The 20,585-nt window shown below is 43.2% G+C and carries 15 protein-coding genes and 1 pseudogene; 3 read left to right on the top strand and 13 right to left on the bottom strand.

Features of this window, described 5'->3' with window-relative positions; translation table 11 throughout:
- Window positions 1–78 precede the first annotated feature (78 nt).
- Window positions 79–2,538, bottom strand: coding sequence for a bifunctional DnaQ family exonuclease/ATP-dependent helicase (locus INT76_RS10880; protein WP_212570762.1), 2,460 nt, complete (start codon window positions 2,536–2,538; stop codon window positions 79–81).
- Window positions 2,539–2,673: 135 nt separating this feature from the next.
- Here INT76_RS10880 and INT76_RS10875 point away from each other — a divergent pair, with 135 nt between their 5' ends.
- Window positions 2,674–3,309 carry an MBL fold metallo-hydrolase gene (locus INT76_RS10875; protein ID WP_212570761.1) on the top strand — a complete coding sequence of 212 codons (636 nt, stop codon included), beginning with the start codon at window positions 2,674–2,676 and terminating at the stop codon, window positions 3,307–3,309.
- Window positions 3,310–3,444: 135 nt separating this feature from the next.
- Here INT76_RS10875 and ftsX read toward each other — a convergent pair whose 3' ends face one another.
- The 11 genes from ftsX to INT76_RS10820 form a co-directional block, all read right to left on the bottom strand.
- Complete coding sequence (ftsX, locus tag INT76_RS10870; protein WP_212570759.1) at window positions 3,445–4,374, bottom strand: permease-like cell division protein FtsX; 930 nt, start codon at window positions 4,372–4,374, stop codon at window positions 3,445–3,447.
- Window positions 4,367–5,059, bottom strand: a complete 693-nt coding sequence (gene ftsE, locus INT76_RS10865) for a cell division ATP-binding protein FtsE (RefSeq protein WP_212570757.1) — start codon at window positions 5,057–5,059, stop codon at window positions 4,367–4,369. Before ftsE ends, ftsX begins: the two co-directional genes overlap by 8 nt.
- A gap of 37 nt (window positions 5,060–5,096) precedes the next feature.
- Window positions 5,097–6,192 (bottom strand): peptide chain release factor 2 gene (gene prfB, locus INT76_RS10860; RefSeq protein WP_212570755.1). Its coding sequence is split into 2 segments (ribosomal slippage): window positions 5,097–6,119 and window positions 6,121–6,192, totalling 1,095 coding nucleotides; the frame shifts between segments, so codons are not numbered across the junction.
- Window positions 6,193–6,225: 33 nt separating this feature from the next.
- Window positions 6,226–7,353, bottom strand: coding sequence for a tRNA epoxyqueuosine(34) reductase QueG (queG, locus tag INT76_RS10855; RefSeq protein ID WP_212570753.1), 1,128 nt, complete (start codon window positions 7,351–7,353; stop codon window positions 6,226–6,228).
- Window positions 7,354–7,393: 40 nt separating this feature from the next.
- Complete coding sequence (locus INT76_RS10850; RefSeq protein ID WP_212570751.1) at window positions 7,394–7,885, bottom strand: VanZ family protein; 492 nt, start codon at window positions 7,883–7,885, stop codon at window positions 7,394–7,396.
- 132 nt (window positions 7,886–8,017) lie between these two features.
- On the bottom strand, window positions 8,018–8,374 hold the full coding sequence (locus tag INT76_RS10845; RefSeq protein ID WP_212570749.1) for a TM2 domain-containing protein: 357 nt from the start codon (window positions 8,372–8,374) through the stop codon (window positions 8,018–8,020).
- Between the two features lie 96 nt (window positions 8,375–8,470).
- On the bottom strand, window positions 8,471–9,079 hold the full coding sequence (locus tag INT76_RS10840; protein WP_212570747.1) for a TM2 domain-containing protein: 609 nt from the start codon (window positions 9,077–9,079) through the stop codon (window positions 8,471–8,473).
- Between the two features lie 291 nt (window positions 9,080–9,370).
- Window positions 9,371–12,805 (bottom strand): MucBP domain-containing protein, encoded by a 3,435-nt coding sequence (locus tag INT76_RS11195; RefSeq protein WP_212570744.1) that lies wholly within the window; start codon window positions 12,803–12,805, stop codon window positions 9,371–9,373.
- 396 nt (window positions 12,806–13,201) lie between these two features.
- Window positions 13,202–15,889 carry a cation-translocating P-type ATPase gene (locus tag INT76_RS10830; RefSeq protein WP_212570742.1) on the bottom strand — a complete coding sequence of 896 codons (2,688 nt, stop codon included), beginning with the start codon at window positions 15,887–15,889 and terminating at the stop codon, window positions 13,202–13,204.
- Between the two features lie 273 nt (window positions 15,890–16,162).
- Window positions 16,163–16,549, bottom strand: coding sequence for a YwiB family protein (locus INT76_RS10825; protein WP_212570740.1), 387 nt, complete (start codon window positions 16,547–16,549; stop codon window positions 16,163–16,165).
- Between the two features lie 10 nt (window positions 16,550–16,559).
- Window positions 16,560–17,450, bottom strand: coding sequence for a sulfite exporter TauE/SafE family protein (locus INT76_RS10820; RefSeq protein WP_212570738.1), 891 nt, complete (start codon window positions 17,448–17,450; stop codon window positions 16,560–16,562).
- Between the two features lie 107 nt (window positions 17,451–17,557).
- On the opposite strand from INT76_RS10820, the gene INT76_RS10815 reads away from it, so the two are divergent.
- Both INT76_RS10815 and yidA read left to right on the top strand, forming a co-directional pair.
- Window positions 17,558–18,871 (top strand): HD domain-containing protein, encoded by a 1,314-nt coding sequence (locus INT76_RS10815; RefSeq protein ID WP_212570736.1) that lies wholly within the window; start codon window positions 17,558–17,560, stop codon window positions 18,869–18,871.
- Window positions 18,861–19,670, top strand: a complete 810-nt coding sequence (yidA, locus tag INT76_RS10810) for a sugar-phosphatase (protein WP_212570734.1) — start codon at window positions 18,861–18,863, stop codon at window positions 19,668–19,670. Before INT76_RS10815 ends, yidA begins: the two co-directional genes overlap by 11 nt.
- A gap of 302 nt (window positions 19,671–19,972) precedes the next feature.
- Here the strand turns inward: yidA and INT76_RS11260 are convergent.
- A pseudogene (locus INT76_RS11260) lies at window positions 19,973–20,554 on the bottom strand (GH25 family lysozyme); the annotation flags it as partial.
- Between the last annotated feature and the right edge of the window lie 31 nt (window positions 20,555–20,585).

Raw genomic sequence — 20,585 nt, 5'->3', positions numbered from 1 at the left:
TCTTTTTAATTATCCATATATCAAGAAAAAGAGCCCGTAGGCTCTGGTTTGCTCCACTATGTATGGCTCGGTTTCATTTCAATCGAAAAACTCCCGCATTGCTTCTGTCAGCTCTGCTAATGGAAGTGTGTTCAAGGTATACTCTTTCTGCAAAAATTCTATGATATGACGGCCATAGCGCTTGGTCAACAGGCGGTTGTCCAATATCACAACGGTTGATTGTTGAGTAGTGGTGCGAGTGGTTCGCCCCAACGCCTGCTTGAGCTTGACCATCATCATTGGAAGACTGAAGTCATAAAAAGGATTTTTTCCTTCCCTTCTCAATCGATCGTTGACTTTACGGACAAAATGATCCTTAGGATTATCAAAAGGTAAACGGGTGATGACTAATACCATCTCTTCTTGGTTGGCAAAATCAACACCTTCCCAGAAAACACCCGTACCAAGTAAGAGTTGGCTCTCTCCCTTTTCAAATCGACGTTTGAGACTGGCTTCAGGTCCATGCTTATGCTGGGCCAAATGATCTATTTCTTTTTCATCTAAAAGAGCAGACACCGCAAGCAAGAGTGCAATTGAGATAAATAGAACCAAGATTGGTTTGCCAACTGATTGCAGGGCTTGAATTTCTTCTAAGATAAAGGCCGCATGTTCTTCTCGGCTTTTTTCAAGAATAGCCGGCATATCTGATGCCAGAAACAGCTCTTGATTGTTATAATGCCGATGACTGACACGATCAAAACTAACGTCTTTAAACCCCAAGAGGTCGGCCAAACTAACCTTCTTGCTTAAATCCAAGGTAGCACTGATACAGAATGTCTTTACCTGTGGCAAGAGAGGAGCAACATCCAGCAATTCTTCCTGACTGGCACGCAAATAGCTGACTCTCTTGTCTTCCAGTTGATGCTCCTCTAGCCAGAATTGCCGATAATCCTCCAAAACTCTGGCCAAATCACGAAATTCTTCCATCTTCATCTCAAGCAAGTTTTGCTTTATTTGACGCAGCTGTTCTGGAACAATATCTCTCTGACCACTGGAACGGTAGTGGGTGATGAGATTGTTGAGTTCAAAAGCTGTGCTTTCCAATAGACGCTTATCCAGCAGTTGTTCTGTCTTGTCCTTTTTACTTTGGAGGGTTTGGAGGATAGCCGTTAAATCAATGGTTTGACTGGCAAACTCCTCTGCCGTCAGAAGAAATTTTTGGGCTTCATCGATGACCAGCAGACGAGATTGCCAGAGGTAGTCCTGGCTCTGCAGGTGGCTTAAAAAATAAGCGTGATTGGTAATCAATACCCTGCTAGAAATGGCTTCTCTTTGCAGCCTTTTCCAGAAGTCCCAATCCATAAAGAGGCTCTTATCTTCTAACTGACCATCATGCTGAATCTCATCGAAGTACGACTGGTAGCGCTGCTTCTGCCGCAGCTCGTCCATATCTCCGGTCTGCGTTTCACAGAGCCAGACCAAGATTTGCATCTTGAAGCGATTTAGCAGACGGTTTTCATCCGCTCGTTCCAAGCTCTTCCAAAAACTATCCAATTTCAAATAGTGGGCAGGCGATTTTACAGAACTAATCGAAATGCAGAAAAGTTCCTGTAACTTCTTCCCCTCCTTGTCCATAATCTGTTGTTGCAGGATTTTGGTCGGTACAGTTATGAGAAGATTCTCCTTGCGACGTGCCAATAAGGGCAACAAGTAGCCGTAGGTTTTCCCAATCCCTGCCTGAGCTTGGATAAAGTGTACTCCCTTCTCTTCTTTTAGCCGCTCCTCAATCAGCTGAACAAATTGGGCTTGTTCAGCACGCTCATCCAGTTCAAGCAAGGCTAGATTAGTAGCAAAATCATCTGATAAATGGTAGGCTTCCAGCTGCCCCTGTGGTTTTCTTAAGGCCAATCCATGGACGAATTCTACATTCTCTGGAATACTAGCATCCATCGTCGCGAAAACCTCATCGATTATTAGCCTAGATTCATAAATCAAATGATCTCCTAAGGTCAGAATTTGCTCCACTGTTTGCTTAGGTAGACTGGCGATTTTTTCCTCAATTTTCAAGAGCAACTGAGCCGTAGCATAGGCGTCTGAAATAGCAGCATGAGCTTGCTCTAAATCTAGGTCCAACTCCTGAGCCAAATTGATGAGGCTATACTTTTCAAACTGCGGGAAAAAAACCTGCGCCAACTCAACCGTGTCCACTCGTGGTGTTCGTAATTCGTAACCTTCAAAAAAGAGAGCTTCAGCCAATAAATTAGCATCAAAGCGAACATTGTGGGCCACAAAAACAGCATCACCAATCAAGTCAAAAACCTCAGCTGCCACCTGACCAAAATCAGGAGCCTGCGCCAGTTGCTGATTGCTGATACCGGTCAACTCCTGAATATGGTAATCCAGCATCTCATACGGATTGATATCTGTTGCGTAGGTTTCTTTGATTTCCCCATTTTCCAGGATAACAATTCCAATCTGAATGATTTTAGCATCACTGCCGCTTCCTGTCGCTTCCAAATCAACGACAGCATATTTATTTGGATTCTTTCTATCTGTCATGATTCAATTATAGCATACTTTCCTTACTGCCACTAGGGAAGAAAACAGACGGATAACTTTCCTATTTTCCCGACAAATTGGATGCGGTTTTCGCCTTTTTTTGATAGACTTTAGGTAATAGAAAAAGGAGTTGCTATGAAAATACACAAATCCATCAATCCAATCGCCTATGAAAATACCTACTACTTGGAAAATGATAGCCACCTCATTGTGGTTGACCCTGGCAGTGATTGGAAAAAAATCAAAGAGACTATTGAAAAAATCGGCAAACCTCTTGCCGCTATCCTCTTGACTCACACTCACTACGATCACATTATGAGTCTAGAATTGGTTCGACAGACCTTTGGTCACCCACCGGTCTATGTTGCTGCAAGCGAAGCCAGCTGGCTCTACGAACCAGAAAAAAACCTCTCTGGGCTGGATCGCCACAGTGACCTAAACAATATCATCTGCAAACCTGCCGAGTGTATCCTCCAATACGAGGAATCTTACCATCTGGCCGGCTTTACCTTCAGGGCTCTACCGACTCCTGGACATTCTATCGGTGGTGTTTCTTTCGTCTTTCCAGAAGGGGAACTTGTTCTGACTGGAGATGCTCTCTTTCGCGAAACAATCGGGAGAAGCGATCTGCCAACTGGGAATTTTGATGAGCTAATCACAGGAATAAAGACCCAGCTTTTGACCCTTCCGGAATATTATAGTGTTCATCCGGGACATGGCTACAACAGTACTATTGCCCACGAGAAAAATCACAATCCATTTTTACGATAAAAAAAAAAAAAAAAAAAAAAAAGCCGTTTGGCTTTTTTTTATCAGTTTAAGCGACTCTTACTTTTCTCTCTGCAGCTCCCATTGGCTCACTTATCCAATCGATCCGCTGAAGTCTAGGTTTGTTTTCAAAGCCTATTAAATCTTCAAGAAGCGTCGCATGGAAATAACAGAACCAAGAGCCCCGATGACAATCCCCACAAGGAAAAGTGCACCAATCATTGCTGGAATAAAAATATTCATGCTAATCAGCGATAAGTTTTGTGAAGCAAGACTGGTGTTAACCGAAGTATAAACCATCTGATAAAGGAAGTAGACCAGAGCTGCTGGAGCAATCGCTCCTAACAAACCGACCCAGGCACCTTCCAATAAGAACGGCCCACGGATGTAACTGTTTTTTGCACCAACCAGTCGCATAATCTGGATTTCACGACTACGTGAAATAATGGTAATCCGAATGGTGTTAGAAATCAGGAAGACCGCAGTAAAGAGCAAGAGGCCTGTCGCAGCAAATCCCCAGGTACGAACCATGTCCGCCAATTTGAAGATTCGTTCTGTTTCAACTTCACCGTCCCGTACTTCTGTCACTCCATCTATAGCTGCAACTGCTGCTGCTACTGATTTGACGTATGCTGGGTCTGTGGTGTCAATAATGTAGGCATCGTAAAGAGGGTTCGCATCCCCTTCAAAGAGATTCCACGTTTCACCAAGAGTTTCTGTCAAATTCTTGAGCTGCTCATCCTTACTAGAGAAGGTCACCGTTTCTACATGCTCAAGAGCAACAATCTGGTTGTAGATAGCCTTGTAGTTTGGATTGGCAACAGTTTCCCCCGCTTCATTAACAATAGTTTCATCGTTATCTGTCGAGTTGGCACGCAAGTAGACATTGATACGCACGTTGTGCTCTAAATCAGAAGCCAATTTAGCCGTATTCAAAATAACGGAAGCAAAGATTCCGACTAGGGTTAGAGTAATAGTAACGGAAGAAACAGCTGCTACTGTCATCCAACCATTGCGTTTCAAGCTCTTCAGCGACTCGATAAAGTGTCTAAAAAATCGTCTAATCATCGTATCCGTACTCTCCTTTCTCTTCATCGCGCACCACTCGACCGTCTTCAATCGCGATGACACGGTGGCGGAGGGTATTTACGATTTGGCTGTTGTGGGTAGCCATCAAAACAGTTGTACCTTGCAGGTTAATCCGCTCCAGAAGGTTCATGATTTCCCATGAGTTTTCTGGGTCTAGGTTTCCTGTTGGCTCATCTGCTATCAACACTTTCGGGTTGTTGACAATGGCACGAGCAATCGCAATCCGTTGCTGCTCGCCCCCTGATAGTTCATTAGGGAAAGAGCGAATCTTGTGCTTAAGACCTACCAAGTCCAAAACTTCCATTACCCGTTTTTTGATGTTACGCGGCTTCTCACCGATAACTTCCATTGCATAGGCAATGTTTTCAAAAACTGTTTTCTTTGGCAAAAGTTTATAGTCCTGAAAGACCACGCCGACACTCCGGCGCAGCATCGGAACATCTCTCTTTTTAATCTTACCAAGATTGAATTTACCGACCTTCAAGGTTCCCTTGTCTAGCTTTTCTTCTCGATACAAGAGCTTAATGAAGGTGGATTTACCAGCACCAGAAGGCCCTACAATATAGGCAAATTCTCCTGCCTCTACGTTAATGGACACACCACGAAGGGCGGTTGTCCCATTTCCATATTTCTTGGAAACGTCTTTCATTTCAATGATTCCCATAAGGTTTTCTGTCAGTTGACAGTCCTTTCTATTTATTTTAGCTAATGCGCCACTTCAGATAGGCGTCGATAAATCCATCCAAATCGCCATCCATAACCTTATCTACCTGACTGACCTCAAAACTGGTTCTGTGGTCTTTGACCATAGTGTAAGGTGTGAAGACATAGGAACGGATTTGACTACCCCATGTTATCTCTTTCTTTTCTCCTTTAAGTGAGTCAACCTCCGCAGCTTTCTTCTCCTGTTCCAGCTGGTAGAGTTTGGCTTGCAAAAGCTTGAGAGCTCGGTCACGGTTGCCATATTGGGTACGATCCACTGTCGACTGGGTAACAAGCCCTGTCGGTAGGTGGGTCAGTCGAACCCCAGTTGAAACCTTGTTGACGTTCTGACCACCGGCACCCCCACTTCGGAAGGTGTCCATTTTGATCTCGTCATCACGAATCTCAATCTCAATGGTATCATCTAGCTCCGGCATGACCTCTACTGAAGTAAAGGAAGTATGCCTTCGCTTAGCCGAGTCAAATGGTGAAATCCGAACCAGACGATGAACGCCCATTTCAGACTTGAGCAGCCCATAAGCATTTGGTCCTGTAAAACTAAGAGTTACAGACTTAATACCCGCTTCGTCACCTGCCTGATAATCCAAGGTTTCCACCTTGAAACCTTTGGCATTCCCAAAACGTGTGTACATCCGCATCAGCATCTCGCCCCAATCCTGGGCCTCAGTCCCTCCAGAACCTGGATGAATTTCCAAAATAGCATTGTTGCTATCGTACGGCTCTGATAAAAGGAGGGTCATTTCATAACTGGTCATGAGTTTGTCCAACTCCCCAAGTTTGTCAACCAGCTCCTCACGAACAGATTCATCCTCAGCTAGAAAATCAAGGAGAATGTCTGTTTCATCCAACAACTCCATCATATGATGGAAATGCTGATAGGTTGCCTTCAAATCATTCAATTCTTGAGAGGTTTTTTGAGCTGATAAATTGTCGTTCCAAAAATCAGGCTCGGTCATCTTGTTCTCCAAGATGGCTATCTCTTCTTCCAGACCTTCTAAGTCAAAGAGACCTCCTGAAAGATTCTAATTTGCTAGCTAGTTCATCTTTTTTTTGTCGAATTTCTGCTGTATCCATATCTACCTCGTTTTTATACTTCTTTCTATTCTATCACACTTGTCTATTTTTGGCTATTGTCATGAATGCTTCTCGTTCTGCCAAGACATCGGGATGCTCTGTCTGAATGGCTTCTATGAAGTCTAACAAGTCGTCGTTAGGTTCTTTGACCAACTGACTGAGTGCCCAAATCGCTGTTGCCATGTGGATAGGATTTTGTTTTTTATCAATAATTTCCAATAATTTAGGAATTGCGGAGCGGTCATGGGCATTTGCCAAAGCGATGATGGCATTGCGCTGAAGGATATTCTTTCCTCTCCAGCTGGCTGCTAACTGTCCAAACTGTTCTTTGAACTGTCCATTGGATAGCTCCAAAAATGGAAGCAGCTCTGGTTGAGCCAATTCCGGATCAATAGCAACAATCGGTGGGTTACTGATACCTTTGTTGTAAGGACAGCAAATCTGGCAGATGTCGCAACCATAAATCACCGTTTTAATTTTTTTCCGAAACTCCAGCGCCATCATTCCCTTGTCCTGAGTTTGAAAAGAGAGGCAACGCCTCGCATTCATTGTTCCATCACCAATCAGACAAGAGGTGGGGCAAGCCTGAACGCAACGATTACAATCACCACAATCGTAATCAACTGGCTGGTCGGGCTCAATCTCCAGATTGGTAATCAGCTCTCCTAGAAACATATAAGAGCCGAACTCTTTTGAAATAACCAAGCCGCTCTTCCCGATAAAACCAATCCCAGCCCGTCTGGCAACGGCTGTATCTACTAGGGCTCCCGTATCGACCATCCCCTTGTATTCAAAATCGGCTGTCAATTGCTCAATCCTACGCGCCAACTGTTCCATCTTATCCTGTAAAATATAATGGTAGTCAACTCCCCAAGAGCTAGGGCTAATTTTCCCTCGTTTAAATCCTCTGTTTTGAGGCTGCTGAGGCAAGTGACGCGGATAAGCTACTGCTATGGAAATAATCGTCTTGGCTGAAGCCAAACTCAGTTTTGGACGAATACGCTCCTCGATATTTTTATGTTCAAAACCCGAAGAACGCCCCTCTTCAACTGCTGCCCGCAAGGATTTTTCCAAATAATCAAAGTCGTCTGCACTTGTAAACCCAATCTTGGAAATCCCAATTTCTTGAGCCAGATTCTTAATTTCTTCTTTTATATTCATCGCAGTACATTATAGCAAAAATAGGAGCTCTTGAAAACCTTTACATAAAAGCAACAACCAGAAGACAGTAACACACTGTCACCGCCAGAGCCAGAGCATTTAAACGACCGTAAGTTTTCTCTCTCCAGATGCTCGTCAACATATAGAGGATGTTGATCCCAATTGCTCCGCCCAGTCCATTTGCTAGCAAGTCCGTGATGTCTGCAATTCCAATCATGAATCCATATTGAATCACTTCATAAGCTAGACTTACCAAACAAATGACCGTCAGATTAACCACCCAAGAAGCTTTACGAAAGAGCATTTCCATATACATGCCAAAAGGAATGAAACAAAGAATATTGAGGAGAATTTCCTGATAGTCCAAAACGCCATTGTATACTGCTGTTCCCGCAAAAGGAATGAGATTTAAACTACGAGTGGCGTATCTGGCTTGAAAAAGGTTGGTCAAGTCCATTTTAAATAGGATTATCCAAGTCAAAAAGGAGAGATAGATGAGAAATAAAAAGATTGTGATTTTTTTAGAACCCATTGTCGAATCCCCCTTCCTTTATAAGCATTTTATTATTATAACAGAAAAACTCCCTTCACAAAGTTACAAGTTAGTGACATTTCAAGGGCAGACAAAAAGCCCTACAATGTAAGGCTGTTTATTTTGAAAGAATTAACGACCTGCTGTTGCTGCCATCAAAGCCATGTTCAACTTTTCAAGGTTAGCGCGCTTGGTAGCATTCATGATAAGGAACCAGTCAACCAAGACCCAGATTCCAAATGTTAACCAAGACAAGAACAACTTAGCAACACCAAGACCAACCTGACCGATGTAGAAGCGATCTGCTCCGAAAGAACCCAAAAGAATAGAAAAAATCAAAGCAGTTGTTGGACTCTTCAACTCTGTTGCCAAGATAAAAGCTGTTTGTGATTCATCAAGAGCATCCAAACGTTCACGAAGCATTGGAAGAGCTTCAGCTGGAAGGTTCGCAGCATTCGCTGCAAGGTAAGTATCAGAAAAACGTGACATAATAATCTCCTTAATAATCAAGTTTATAGTGTACTAGTATAGACAAAAAAGCTAATTTTGTAAAGTCTTTTTGACAAACTCTTACTGTTAGTTCCTTTATTCCGAACGTTCCTCTGAACCTTCGTCAGAAACAACTGGCTCATTTACAATCTCTTCTTGAGCCACAGTTTCTTCTTGAACCACAGCTTCTTCTTCTACAAGACTCGTTTCTTCAATGTGTTCTGTTACAATCACATCTACCGGTGCTTCTTCAACTACTTCTACCGCATCTTCTTTCACAGGCCCTTGCGTCTTAGCGACCTGGCTTTTCTGTGCCATTTTTACATAATTCAGCTGCTGGATAAGCCGCTCAAAATTCGCCTGTTTGCAAGCTCCCATGATAAGAAAAATATCCACTATCTTCCAGATATAGAGAATCGGAAGGAGGAAAAATCCAATCAAAATAAATAGGGTTACAAAAGATATGACTAGTAAACTGAGTTTTAAAATCCCTAATTCTTTATGACCAACATAAAAACGGTCAATTCCCAATTCTCCTACAAAAATAGAAATAAGAAGGGCTGTTGTTGGATTTTTTATTTCCGTCATCATCAGGGTTGTGATAGCTTGGTCATCCAGTTGTTCCACTTCCTTTTGCAAAATCGGAAGCTTATCTGCTGGGAAAGAGCTCATATTGGCCATTAAAAATGATTGTGCGTAATTCATAATTTCTCCTTTTAATTTGTTATTATAGCAGATTTTCAAGCAAATGGCAACCTGAAACCTAGGGAATTGGTCGAACTAAAAACGTATTCACTCCTTGTTATATAGTTGATACAGACTACAATGACACCCTTCCTTTCACGGAAAACCAAGCGGACAGCCTACGCTTTTATAGTGCATTGTACATCAAAACCATTTTATGCCAGCCGTCCAAGATATGGTTTAGTTGTCATGGGTTCTGACTTAAAATCACATAGACCAAAAACGACCCAATCAGATTGAGTCGTTTCCTAGTTAATCATAATAGTAAGTCACAACAAGAGGTGGCTCTCCATATCCTGGATAATAACCTGTTGCATCACCTTCTATTTCTGCTTGTATTGTACCTTCTCTGAGAATCGGTTCTGTAATATATTCACTATCAACAACACCTTCTAATACTACCTCTGTATTGTACTCAGGATTATTGCGATAGACGTGTTTTACAATAACGCTAGCTTTGAAATCATAGAATAAGGTAATGGTTTGATCTTCTGGTTTAAAGATAAAAAAATCATTTCCAGCTTCGTCTGTACTATCAGATCCGACATACAACATCCCTTTAAACTGCTTAATCGGAGCAGTGTAGGTTTCGCCAATATTGCCTCTAACAAATGTTGGAGCTGCAAATTCTACATACATGGTGTTGGAATAAAGGAAATTGATACCTGAGCGGTTTGGATTTTTAATATAGTGAACATAAACGGTGTTATCTCCATATGGTATCTCTCCACTTAGATTTCCACCCTCCACTTGATCAACAACATACTCGATATTATCTATTGGAGTAATCGTATAAGTTCCACCTGTAATAGCCTCTATCTTTTCGCTTTTTCTCAAGTTCCTTTGAAAGAAATAATCGGTACTTGTGTGTACTACCCAAAGAGAATGCTTTTTCCGTTTTAGATGATAAGTAATCGTCTGTTCTTCTGGAATAAAGTATCCTTTTTCTGGTGCACCAGTGATTTCAACTAGTTCATAAATATCACTGCCATTATAACTATTCCAACTTGTATATTGATTCCCAACATAACCACTATACGTTAATGTAGAGAGGATGTCGTTGGTTACTACATCTACAAACTTAACTGTAACAGGCCCTGCTTCTGGAAGCTCTCGGTAGTAAAGTGTCACTGTTTTAGCTTGTTCACTAGAGTAGACACCAGAAAGTTCTCCCTCATGGCGAACCAATTCATATCCATCGCTGTATGCTGTATCAACTGAGTACGGGAGACCATTCTTCCCTTTTAATGTTCTAGATTTTAACAACTGATTATCTTCGGTGAGATAGTTTACTGTCACCTCTGCCGGTCCTCTTTCCCGATAATAGAAATTAACTTCTCTCGGTTTCCGATCAAAGGTACCTGTCAAATCTCCTTCAGTATGTGTAAGTTCATAATAGTCATTCCCCTGGAACGGTTCAATAGTGTAATTGGTATCAAAGGGACCTGAAACACTGGTTGGTTCCCCTCCAGAAAGGTAGATGCCATCGCCTTTTTGGTTTAAATAATTAATCTTAACTACACCTTCTGAGAATGCATAGTTGTAGCGATAAACGACTGTCTGGGGTTCTTCTGTAAATCGTCCTGTTCTTTCTCCGCCTTCAATACCTACGAAACTATAAAAATAATGATAGACAGGATAAACACGCTCTAATGAGTATTTTTTACCCGCGACTCCTCGAATTACCTCTCGACCCAATTCTTGCCCATCCTCTGTCAGATGAAGAACTGTCAAAGAGGTATTGCGAATATCTTTATAGGTCAGCGAAACTTCTGGAATATCTTCCTTACTATAGTAACCCGTCGCAGGTCCATCAATTTTGATAAACTGATAATTATCTAGTTGAGGAATAGGCACATCATATGGTAAACCAACCAGCCCAGCCATATATCTCTTCAGTGCAAAAGCTGTTCCATCTTCTAACAGAAAGTTAGCAGCGACATAACCCTCTTGGTAGTCACTACCTTTATTGATGCTATAGTAGAAATCTATTTCCGTTAGTTCGTCCTTGAATTCTCCCCTTATTACTTCATTGTAGGAATCATAAAGTGTAAACCCCTTGATTTCTAGTGGCAGCACTTCATAACCTGAACCAATTTTCCCTTCCAACAATGTAGGTGGAGCCACCATTGTTGGTGCGTAACCCATCTCCATACTAAAGCCTGGCATGACAAAGTCGTCACCTATTAATACCCCTCCTTCACCATTTACAATCTCAAGGAGGTAATAATTAACACGAACCTTACCTTTTGGCTCTTCCGACGGAATTTGAGGCTCTTCACTAGTTGTTGTGGTGCTGGTTGTTGGTTCCTCACTCGTCGTAGTGCTGGTGCTGGTTGTTGGCTCCTCACTTGTTGTAGTGCTGGTGCTGGTTGTCAGCTCCTCAATGGTCGTAGTGCTGGTGCTGGTTGTCGGCTCCTCACTTGTTGTAGTGCTGGTGCTGGTTGTCGGCTCCTCACTTGTTGTAGTGCTGGTGCCGGTTGTCGGCTCCTCACTTGTTGTAGTGCTGGTGCTGGTTGTCAGCTCCTCAATGGTCGTAGTGCTGGTGCTGGTTGTCGGCTCCTCACTTGTTGTAGTGCTGGTGCTGGTTGTCAGCTCCTCAATGGTCGTAGTGCTGGTGCTGGTTGTCGGCTCCTCAATGGTCGTAGTGCTGGTGCTGGTTGTCGGCTCCTCACTTGTTGTAGTGCTGGTGCTGGTTGTCGGCTCCTCACTTGTTGTAGTGCTGGTGCTGGCTGTTGGCTCCTCAATGGTCGTAGTGCTGGTGCTGGCTGTCGACTCCTCAATAGTTGCAGTGCTGGTGCTGGTTGTCGGCTCCTCAATGGTCGTAGTGCTGGTGCTGGTTGTCGGCTCCTCAATAGTCGCAGTGCTGGTGCTGGTTGTCGGCTCCTCAATGGTCGTAGTGCTGGTGCTGGTTGTCGGCTCCTCAATGGTCGTAGTGCTTGTCGAGGGTTCTTCGCTTGTTGTGGTAATCGAACTTATAGTTAGGGGTTCGCTAGTAGTTGTTGTCACACTCGTCCTGGATTCCTCGGAAGTAATTTCGACCCTCTCCGGTTGAACTGGTAAAGATGGTACAAAGTAAATATAACCAATGTAGTCGTATCCCTCAATTGATTCCGGTTTATATACCATAGACTGACCTTTAGGTACATACTTCACAACGACATCCTTCAAAATAGATGATTGAGCTGATATGTGAAGCGAATAGTAGGCAGATAACCCCACTCCAGAAAGTACAATTAACCAAATAAAGCGATTCGCTTTACGATTAACTAAAGCCATGTAGATAACTGAAACAAGAAGACCTACCCCCATAAAAACAAGAGGGGCTGTGTTACTATCACTAGTATTTGGCAAATGTCCAACTAGCTTAGTCGCCTCTTCACTACTTGTCGTTTCCTTTGAGTTATCTGTCATTTCCACTGTTGTACCCGACGAAGGAGAAGTTTCCTTCATTTGGTAAACCAAAATGAATTTTTCCTCATCTGCCTTGGCAATTTCCGTAGGAAAACCTTCCTTTAACAGACGCAAATGTTCCTCTGGAATACTGGATTTTTCTGCAAAGGAATAACTTACCCTACTTGAGGATGTACTATCTTGAGCCTCCGACTTTGCAGGAGAAAAAAGGAAGATAGCAATCACAATTGACAGGAGGCCTAAAATGGTCTTATTTTTCTTTTTCAGTTTCATTTTCATCTCACACTTTACTAATTAGCAATAATTTTTAAACCATCAATTATTATAGACGATTTTCATTGATTTAGCAACCCTATAAACAACGAATATTTGTTGAAAGCCATATTTATTTAAACAACAATAAATATATGAAAAACATCAGTTTATACACTGATCTACTGCCTTTTTCATAACATTTCCCCTAATTTTTAAACTTTTATTTATTTGCCTTTTGATTGTTCAAAATTCTGTTAGTTCTACTTTCCATACATAGTAGCAATGACATCTACCTAATGTACATTTGCCTGATTAACTTTTACCCCTGATGGATACATACAAAAAGACTTAGTCTGTTTTCACAGAACCAAGTCTTTATTAGCAATTGATAAACTTCAGCACTTGAGGGTTGACTTAGATTGCCTTTTCATCCAAGCCCATTTTACGTTGAACAAATTTAACAATTTCCACAACGACAACCATGAGGCCTGAACCGATGACAGCTACCAACCATTGAGTCGGAGTCAGGATAGAAACCTTGAAGAAGGTGTTAAATCCTGGAATCACCAATGTTGACATCAGGAGCAGGAAGGCTGCCACGATAGACCAGTTAAAGAGTCTATTCTTGAATGGACCAACTGTAAAGATGGATTGGTAAACAGACTTCACGTTGAAGGCATGTACTAACTGGATCAGACCGAGGGTCAAGTAGGCCATAGTCAAAGCGTCTGCATGGATAGCGTGATTATCACCAGCGTGTTCAGGATTTAACAGGGCATATCCATAGACTCCCAGAACAAGCGCTGTTTGCAAAATACCTTGGTAGATGATAGAGCTAAGAACACCACCTGAGAAGAAGCTAGAATTGCGTCCACGAGGTTTGTGCTGCATAACACCAGGTTCAGCTGGTTCGACACCAAGGGCAATGGCTGGAAGGGTATCGGTTACCAGGTTAATCCAGAGGAGATGAACTGGCTCCAAGACATCCCAACCAAAGAGGGTTGCAAGGAAGATACAGAGGACTTCGGCGGTATTGGCTGACAAGAGGTATTGGATGGTCTTTTGGATATTGGAGAAGACCTTACGACCTTCCTCAACCGCCACGATGATGGTTGCGAAGTTGTCATCCGCAAGGACCATATCAGAAGCCCCTTTGGAAACTTCTGTACCTGTAATCCCCATACCGATACCGATGTCGGCTGTCTTGAGGGATGGCGCGTCATTCACACCGTCACCTGTCATGGCAACAACCTTACCTTCGTTCTGCCAAGCTTTTACGATACGAACCTTGTGCTCAGGAGATACACGGGCGTATACAGAATATTGTTTGAAGACTTTTTGGAATTCTTCATCAGACAGTTCATTAAGTTCTGCACCAGTGAAGACATGGTCTTCGGCATCGCCTTCTTCAATGATGCCCAAACGTTTGGCAATGGCTTCAGCTGTATCTTGGTGGTCACCGGTAATCATGATTGGGCGAATACCCGCTTCTTTGGCAACACGGACAGCTTCTGCAGCTTCTGGACGTTCTGGGTCAATCATGCCGACCAAACCTGAGAAGACCAGATCGCTTTCAAGAATATCTGATTCCAATTCTGGAATGGCATCGACATACTTGTAGGCCATCATGAGGACACGAAGAGCTTGCTTGGCCAAGTCCTTATTGGTTGCCAAAATGGTTTCTCTGTCCGCCTCTGTGATTGGACGGATGTTTCCATTGTCTTCAATCTGAGTAACACGCTTGAGGAGCTGATCAGGCGCCCCCTTGACAGCTACCAAGAATTTGCCGTCTGCCTGCTGGTGAACAGTAGACATGAGCTTACGGGTCGAATCAAATGGCAACTCTGCTACACGAGGCTCGTTGACCAAGGCGTTGCGGACATCAAAGTTTTGGTCCAAACCGAATTGCACAAGAGCTGTTTCAGTTGGGTCACCAATCAATTTACCTGAAGGATCAACTTTGGTATCATTGGCAAAGTTCATGACACGAAGGGTTGTATTGGAAGCATCAAAACTTTCTTTGGCGTCCAAGAGTTGACCATTGGTATAGACTTTCTCAACAGTCATCTGGTTCATGGTCAGGGTACCGGTTTTATCCGATGCGATGATTTCAGTGGAACCAAGGGTTTCAACCGCTGGTAACTTACGGATAATGGAATTTCGTTTAGCCAAGACCTGGGTACCAAGTGACAGAACCACTGTTACAATCGCTGGCAGACCTTCTGGAATAGCCGCAACCGCAAGGGCAACAGAAGTCATCAAGGCTGGTAAGATTCCTTCGCCACGAACAAAGACAGAAACTGCCATGGTAATCAAGGCGATAATCAAGACCGCATAGGTCAAAACCTTAGACAACTGGTGCAGGTTTTGCTTGAGTGGCGTGTCTGTTTCATCCGCATTAGCCAACATGCCTGCAATGTGACCCACTTCGGTAAACATACCAGTATTGGTCACCACACCCAAGCCGCGACCGTAGGTCACGTTAGAGTTTTGGTAGGCCATATTGACACGGTCACCAATCGGAGCATCTTCTGCCAATTCTTTCGACAAGTCCTTGTCAACTGGCACAGATTCACCAGTGAGAGCCGCTTCTTCAATCTTCAGAGAGTTGGCTTCTAGGAGACGCATATCGGCAGGAACCACATCACCTGCCTCCAAGAGAACGATATCCCCAGGAACCAGCTCCTTAGAGTCCACTTCCACGACATGGCCATCACGCAAAACACGCGCAACAGGACTGGACATGGATTTGAGAGCCTCGATGGCTGCCTCAGCCTGCCCTTCTTGGTAAACACCAAAAGCAGCGTTCAAGACAACCACGGCCAAGATGATGATGGCATCGGTCAAACCATGACTGCCTTCTGTGATGACGGTCAAAATGGCTGCTGCAATCAAGATGATAATCATCAGGTCCTTGAATTGGTCAAGGAATTTCATCAAGAGGGTGCGTTTTTCCCCCTCGTCCAATTCATTGCGGCCATACTCAGCTAAGCGCTGACTAGCTTCTTGACTGGACAAACCCTCTTTAGAGGAGCCCATGGCTGACAATACTTGCTCTTCATCTTGTGTGTAAAACAAATCGCGTTTTTGTTCTTTTGACAATTTTTTCTCCTTCTCGGTCTCTTTTTCAATAAAAAAGAGACCTGTTTTGATGAGAACCTATCTTCACAGCTCGGCACTTCCAAAAAATACCTTACTTGCGAAGACAAGTTCTAAAACAAGTCTCGCTATTTAAAATATTGCCGGAAACATTTTCGGATTGACGACAATACCACGGTCGAAACCGCCAGCTACTCCCTCGATTTGTTTTCTATTATAACAAATTTCAATCGAAATTCAAATAGAAATCGAATTGAAAACGTTTTTACCAATAGACTAACGCCAGGATATGGTCATCCGGTAACGAGCAAATAGTTGCCCCGTTTCAAGTGTTTTGAGGTCGTAATCCAATTTGATTTCCTGCTCATTTCTGTCTAGGCCATACCGATGAGTCGACGTCACAAAATGTTGAATCCCAACAGGAGTAGGAAGACTAATAACTGCATCCTTGTCAGCTAGAAACCGCATGATGGACTTGGGATCAGAAAAGCGGGTCATGACCAGTTCGTTTTCGCCACTCTTGATTAGGACTTTCTCCTTTTCTTCATTAAGAAAAATAAGATAGAGCTGATTGTTCTTTTCTGTGACCTCTACTGGATAGACCTGATCGATGACTTCTAACTGCCCATCGAGGTCAATTTCATTTCGTAAACGGATCTGCATACTCCACCCCCTAAGTTTTGGCAATCGTTTTGACAAGCGACGAACGCAAGAGAGTAAAACCAGTATAAGAGGCGATAAAGATAACCAATACCTTCAGGTGATTGACATCTAAACTTGTTAGGAAAAAGGCCGCCGTCAAGACACCCAAGACACCGCCAATAATAATCCCAGGAACTCCTGGCCAGTTGACACGACCAGACTGAATAAACTGCTTGGCTCCCGCTGTCATAATCATGGCCGCATTAAGCATCATAACTGGCAAAGCTACTGCTGGACTAATGCCCATTAGTGAGAAGAAAATCAATTCAGGGGCATAATTCCCCAGTCCCATACTCATCAGCATACCAACCATGAAGTCAAAGGCAATTCCGACTAGTAGTTTGAAACCAGTCAGTCCCTTGACCTCGTTCGTCAAATCAGCCCCAGGATTCGTTAGCATTCGATAGACCATAAAACAGGCAGCAATGATGAGAAGAATCCCTAAAATTCGCTGCACCTTCCGTGTATCCCAATTTTGCGTTACACGCGCACCGACAAAGGCTCCGGAAAAAGCAGCTGTTGCCATAGCAATAAGGGTAACCAGATCGACCTCTACAATCGTAATAAATAGCAAGGCTTCTACCAGAACTGGGATGATGTGAGCCGTTGTCATCGTTGCTGGAATTTTTCGATCATCTTCCACTAACTTGGTTGCCTTAAACAAGGTGGTGGTCGTTGCAAAAGTTCCAATCCCCAAGGTATCTAGCAAGTCAGTCACATAGCCAATCCCAAAGCCTGTCCAAAACCGCTCTGTTAGTTTTATCTTGTGCTTACGAGTGTAACTAAGAATGATATAAAGCATCCAGACAATCAGTCCGACGATAAAAACTTGAATAATTCGTAAAATAAGTTGATTTGTCATTCCTCTATTATAAAACAAAGAGGTTCTTTCGTAAATAGGTTTTCTTACTTTCTTGTCTATGACAGTTCTAGCAGGCATATCCACAGTTTTTTTGCTATAATGAAAGCATGATTGAAAAAGTATTTCGAGACCCTGTACACAATTATATTCATGTAGACCATGAACTGATTTATAATTTAATCAACACAAGAGAGTTTCAGCGACTACGCCGCATCAAGCAGTTGGGAACCACTTCCTATACCTTCCATGGTGGCGAGCATAGCCGCTTTTCGCATTGCCTTGGTGTCTACGAGATTGCGCGACGCATTACTCAAAAGTTTGAAGACAAATACCCCGACATCTGGAATGCGACCGAATCTCTAGTGACCATGACTGCTGCCCTCTTACATGATGTCGGACATGGTGCCTACTCCCATACCTTTGAGCGACTGTTTGACACCGATCACGAAGAGATGACCTGCCGCATCATTACTAGTCCTGATACTGAAATCAATGCAGCTCTCTGTCAGATTTCCCCTGATTTTCCAGACAAGGTAGCCAGTGTCATCAATCACACCTACCCCAACAAACAGGTGGTTCAGTTGATTTCCAGCCAGATTGACGTTGACCGAATGGACTATCTCCTGCGCGATTCCTACTTCACTGGAACCAACTACGGAGAGTTTGATTTAACTCGCATCCTGCGCGTCATTCGCCCTACTGAAAACGGCATCGCCTTTAAAGAATCAGGCATGCACGCTGTCGAAGACTATGTGCTCAGTCGTTATCAAATGTATATGCAGGTCTATTTCCATCCTGCTAGCCGCTCAATGGAAGTCCTCCTGCAAAACCTTCTGCATCGCGCAAAGATTCTCTACCAAGTGCATAAGGACTATTTTTCAGTTTCATCCCCACGTTTGGTTCCATTTTTTGAAGGGCAAATCAGTTTGAAAGACTATCTGGCGCTTGATGACGGTGTTATGAACACATACTTCCAATCTTGGAGTGAAGGGCCTGATAAGATCTTGTCTGATTTAGCTCAGCGCTACGTCAACCGAAAAGTCTTCAAATCCATCACCTTTAACAAGTCTAACGAAGAGGGTTTGGATACCCTAAGAAGCATTGTCAAAAATGTTGGTTTTGACCCACAATACTACACAGCCATCCACCACAATTTTGATTTGCCTTATGACATCTACCGCCCAAATGCTGAAAAGAAACGGACTCAGATTGAAATTATCCGCAAGGATGGCAGTATGATTGAATTATCTCGTCTTTCGCCTATCGTTCATTCCCTAGCAGGAACCGTTCACGGTGATAGCCGCTTCTACTTCCCGAAAGAAATGCTGTCTGATACTGGTATTTTTTCTGAACATACCCAATCTTTCACCAGCTACATCAAAAACGATCAATTTATTTACGGAGAATTACATGACCATTAAACTTGTTGCTATCGATATTGATGGCACCCTGCTCAACAGCAAACATGAAATCACACCTCAAGTCTATTCGGCCATTCAAGATGCTAAAAAAGCTGGCGTTCATATTGTGATTGCGACCGGCCGCCCCATCTCAGGTGTGGAAAAAATCTTATCTGACCTAAATTTAACAGACCGAGGAGATTATGTCATCACCTTTAACGGCGGCTTGGTGCAGGATGTTGGAACAGGTCAAGAAGTTGTAAAAGACCTTTTAACCTATGAAGACTATCTGGATATTGAACTAACAGCTCGCAAGCTGAAGCTGCCAATGCACGCAAGTACAAAGGCTGGTATGTACACCGCCAACCGCAACATCGGAAAATACACCGTTTATGAAGCCATGCTTGTCAACTCGCCTGTCTTCTATCGCACTCCTGAGGAAATGATGGACAAAGAAATCATCAAGGTGATGATGGTCGATGAACCACATGTCTTGGATGCTGCCATTCCTTCTTTACCATCCAGCCTCACCGAGCGCTTCAACGTAGCCAAATCGGCTCCTTTCTATCTTGAAGTAACGCCTAAAACAGCCAATAAGGGACTGGCCATCAAGCGCCTGGCCCAACAACTGGGCTTGACCTTGGACCAAACCATGGCTATTGGAGATCAGGAAAATGATCGTCCTATGCTGGAAGTCGTGGGCGCACCAGTTGTCATGGAAAACGGGAGTGCTGAACTGAAAAAAATCGCCAAATACATTACCAAATCCAACGACGAAAGCGGCGTTGCACACGCTATTCGAGAATGGGTTTTGAAATAAAAAATTGAACTACACCCCAACAATTAGACGCGATAGCAACTGTTGGGGTGTTTTTCTATGGAATACTCGGGTAAGTATCTCTTGTCACTCATTCTATAAAGTCTAATTGCTGACTTTTTTACAAAACAGAACCGATAACCAACAATAAGAAAAGGACTTAGCCCTGAACAATACAGAACTAAATCCTTTCCTAAAGTAATCGAACTTCCGTTTTAAAGTATAGGTTTCGTTTCTACCAAATCTTGTATCACTTAGTTGGTAAAGCGATTGGTGTAGTCAATATTCAAATCGAAGAAGGAACGACCAGGTAGCAGACGAGACTGTGATGTAAACTGCCAAGCTGCCGTCGAAGAGTGTAGATTCATCTCCCCAGCTTCTTTCAAGGTCATACCACTGTAATATGGATATTGAGCCACCCAGAAATTCTTAAGTCCAAATAGGCTGGTTTGAATTGGCCCTTTAACACCTAGTGTATTCACATCAATCCAGCTAGCACCTGTGTAATGCACGAGGTTATTGTAGCCTAGACGACGCATTTCTGCTTCCCAAGCCTGCATATTCGCATTGATGTTATTGCGGGTTTTATTTTCCTCGATGTCATTCACCATCACTACTGAGTTTGGCAAACCAAGACGTTTGGCTGCTTCAACAAAGTAACGAGCTTCCGCTTGAGCTTCTGCTGCACTTGTAAAGTGAGAATAGTGATAAACAGAAACCTTGAGTCCCACCGCTTGAGCGTTGCGAATCTGCTCTGCTGCAAATGGGTTGAGGTATTCGACACCTTCTGTCAATTTAACAACGACACCTGAAACCCCTTGATTCATCAAAGTGCGGTAATCTGCCATTGACAGGCTGCCGTTGTGGCTGCTGACATCAATAAAGGATGGTACAGATTTTTTTGTATAGGTCATCTGT

Origin of the sequence: Streptococcus oriscaviae, from assembly GCF_018137985.1 — a bacterium.
Lineage (GTDB): Bacteria > Bacillota > Bacilli > Lactobacillales > Streptococcaceae > Streptococcus > Streptococcus oriscaviae.
Note: the sequence above shows the minus strand (reverse complement) of the source record. Positions and strands in the feature narration are given on the sequence as shown.

What these genes read in the sequence shown, in the direction of transcription:
- INT76_RS10880 (WP_212570762.1), bottom strand. Translation starts at nt 2,538, where the DNA reads ATGACAGATAGAAAGAATCCAAATAAATATGCTGTCGTTGATTTGGAA.
- INT76_RS10875 (WP_212570761.1), top strand. Translation starts at nt 2,674, where the DNA reads ATGAAAATACACAAATCCATCAATCCAATCGCCTATGAAAATACCTAC.
- ftsX (WP_212570759.1), bottom strand. Translation starts at nt 4,374, where the DNA reads ATGATTAGACGATTTTTTAGACACTTTATCGAGTCGCTGAAGAGCTTG.
- ftsE (WP_212570757.1), bottom strand. Translation starts at nt 5,059, where the DNA reads ATGGGAATCATTGAAATGAAAGACGTTTCCAAGAAATATGGAAATGGG.
- queG (WP_212570753.1), bottom strand. Translation starts at nt 7,353, where the DNA reads ATGAATATAAAAGAAGAAATTAAGAATCTGGCTCAAGAAATTGGGATT.
- INT76_RS10850 (WP_212570751.1), bottom strand. Translation starts at nt 7,885, where the DNA reads ATGGGTTCTAAAAAAATCACAATCTTTTTATTTCTCATCTATCTCTCC.
- INT76_RS10845 (WP_212570749.1), bottom strand. Translation starts at nt 8,374, where the DNA reads ATGTCACGTTTTTCTGATACTTACCTTGCAGCGAATGCTGCGAACCTT.
- INT76_RS10840 (WP_212570747.1), bottom strand. Translation starts at nt 9,079, where the DNA reads ATGAATTACGCACAATCATTTTTAATGGCCAATATGAGCTCTTTCCCA.
- INT76_RS11195 (WP_212570744.1), bottom strand. Translation starts at nt 12,805, where the DNA reads ATGAAACTGAAAAAGAAAAATAAGACCATTTTAGGCCTCCTGTCAATT.
- INT76_RS10825 (WP_212570740.1), bottom strand. Translation starts at nt 16,549, where the DNA reads ATGCAGATCCGTTTACGAAATGAAATTGACCTCGATGGGCAGTTAGAA.
- INT76_RS10820 (WP_212570738.1), bottom strand. Translation starts at nt 17,450, where the DNA reads ATGACAAATCAACTTATTTTACGAATTATTCAAGTTTTTATCGTCGGA.
- INT76_RS10815 (WP_212570736.1), top strand. Translation starts at nt 17,558, where the DNA reads ATGATTGAAAAAGTATTTCGAGACCCTGTACACAATTATATTCATGTA.
- yidA (WP_212570734.1), top strand. Translation starts at nt 18,861, where the DNA reads ATGACCATTAAACTTGTTGCTATCGATATTGATGGCACCCTGCTCAAC.